This is a genomic window from Micromonospora sp. NPDC003776, assembly GCF_053605645.1.
Map to the genome: position 1 here is coordinate 1 of NZ_JBSGJR010000866.1, position 1,918 is coordinate 1,918.

2 protein-coding genes are annotated in these 1,918 nt (G+C 75.0%); one reads left to right on the forward strand and one right to left on the reverse strand.

Going from position 1 to position 1,918, the window contains the following annotated elements; all coding sequences use genetic code 11:
• The first annotated feature begins 306 nt into the window (after nucleotides 1–306).
• Entirely contained in the window at nucleotides 307–1,143 is an 837-nt protein-coding gene (locus ACWEVO_RS35870) for a siderophore-interacting protein (protein WP_452311841.1), read from the forward strand.
• Between the two features lie 4 nt (nucleotides 1,144–1,147).
• Here ACWEVO_RS35870 and ACWEVO_RS35875 read toward each other — a convergent pair.
• Nucleotides 1,148–1,918 (reverse strand): DUF459 domain-containing protein (locus ACWEVO_RS35875; protein ID WP_452311842.1); only part of this gene is annotated, 771 nt, incomplete at its 5' end.

The window sequence follows — 1,918 nt, forward strand, 5'->3', positions numbered from 1 at the left end:
CGACCAGCAAGTACAGCCCGAACGCCGCCCAGCATCCCCCAACCGCGCAGACCTACAGCTTCCACGCCGACATCACAATCTTCGAAAAAGGGCTTACCTCCCGCTCACGGCGCTAAACGCAACGGCGTTGTCATGGATGTAGTGGCATACAGGGCGCATTGAGGCCACTACATCCAGGATCGAGCGTGACCTTGAGTGTCCGGTGAGCGCGGGCGTGACGGCACGAGGGCGACCGGGAGCGCGGCTGGGCGGGCGGCGTGGACGCCGGGTGGGGGATTGGGGGCGACTTAGGTTAGCCTAAGCGGCATGACGGAGCGCCCGAAGAAGCTCACCGCCGCCACGGTCGTCCGGACCGAGCGGCCCACCCCGCACCTGATCCGGCTCGTGCTGGGCGGGGAGGAGCTGGCCGGACTGCCGGTGGGCGCGTACACCGACCACTACGTGAAGCTGGTCTTCCCGCCGGCCGGGGTGACCTATCCGCACCCGACGGACCTGGCCGGCATCAAGCGGGAGTTCCCGGCCGAGCAGTGGCCGCGGCTGCGCGCGTACACCGTGCGGGCCTGGGACGCGGCGGCGGGCGAGCTGACCATCGACGTGGTGCACCACGGGGACGAGGGGCTGGCCGGGCCGTGGGCGGCCGCGCTGCGCCCCGGCGACCGGGTGCTCTTCACCGGCCCCGGCGGGGCGTACGCGCCGGACCCGACGGCCGACTGGCACCTGCTGGCCGGGGACGAGAGCGCCCTGCCGGCGATCGCCGCCGCCCTGGAGCGGCTGCCCGCCGGTGCCCCGGCCACGGTGTTCGTCGAGGTCGACGGCCCGGCCGACGAGCTGCCGCTGGCCAGCCGGGGCGCGGTGGAGCTGCGCTGGCTGCACCGGGCCGGTCGCCCGGTGGGCGAGGCGCTGGTCGAGGCGGTGCGGGCGATGGAGTTCCCGCCCGGCCGGGTGCACGCCTTCGTGCACGGCGAGGCCACCTCCGTCAAGGAGCTGCGCCGGCTGCTGCGGGTGGAGCGCGGGGTGCCCCGGGCCGACCTGTCCATCTCCGGCTACTGGCGGCGCGGCCTGGACGACGAGGGCTGGCGCTCCACCAAGGCCGCCTGGAACGCGCAGGTGGAGGCCGAGGAGTCGGCGGTCCTGCCGGCCTGACCGGTCAGGCCCCGCGCACCGCCAGCCGGTAGAGCTGGGGCAGCAGCCACGGAGCGATCCACTGCTGCACGCCCTCCGGGGTGAAGTGCAGCCCGTCGCTGCGTACCCGGACTCCGCCGGCGTCCCAGCTGAACCGGCCCTCCGGGCAGACCCGCCGGTTCAGGTCGAGCACGGTCGCGCCGTGCCGGTCGGCGGCCGAGCGGAGCAGCCGGTTCCAGGCGTCCACCCGGCCGGCGTCGTCCTCGGGCCACAGCCCGCCGTCGGGCCGCTCGGCCCGCCGGGTGTACGGCGCGGTCAGCAGCGTCACGTGGGCGCCCTTCGCGGCGGCGACGTCGATGGCCCGATCCAGCTCCCCGCTCAGGTACCGGTCGAACGCCGGCTCGCCGACGTGCTGCCAGCGGCCGTCGAGCTTGCGGTCCATCAGCTCCCAGCGGTCGAGCAGGATCACCGCGACGTCCGGGTCGTCGGCGCGGACACCCCGCTGCCAGCGGTCGTCCCAGTGCTCGCAGCCGGGATAGTTGGGGTGCGGCTCGCCGATGTAGCGCAGCTCCGGGAGCCGGGCGATCCCGCAGCCCTGGACGGCCCGGACGCTGACCGCGACCTTCTCCTGCTGCGGCAGGTAGGTGCCGAGCGACCAGGAGACGGAGTCGCCGAGGAACGCGATCCGGGGCTGGCCGGGCCGGCGCCCCGCCCGCTGCACGGGGGGCGTCGTCGTGGGGGAGCCGCTGGCGCCGGCCGTCGCGCTCGGCGCGTCGAGGGCGATCACCGGGCGCGC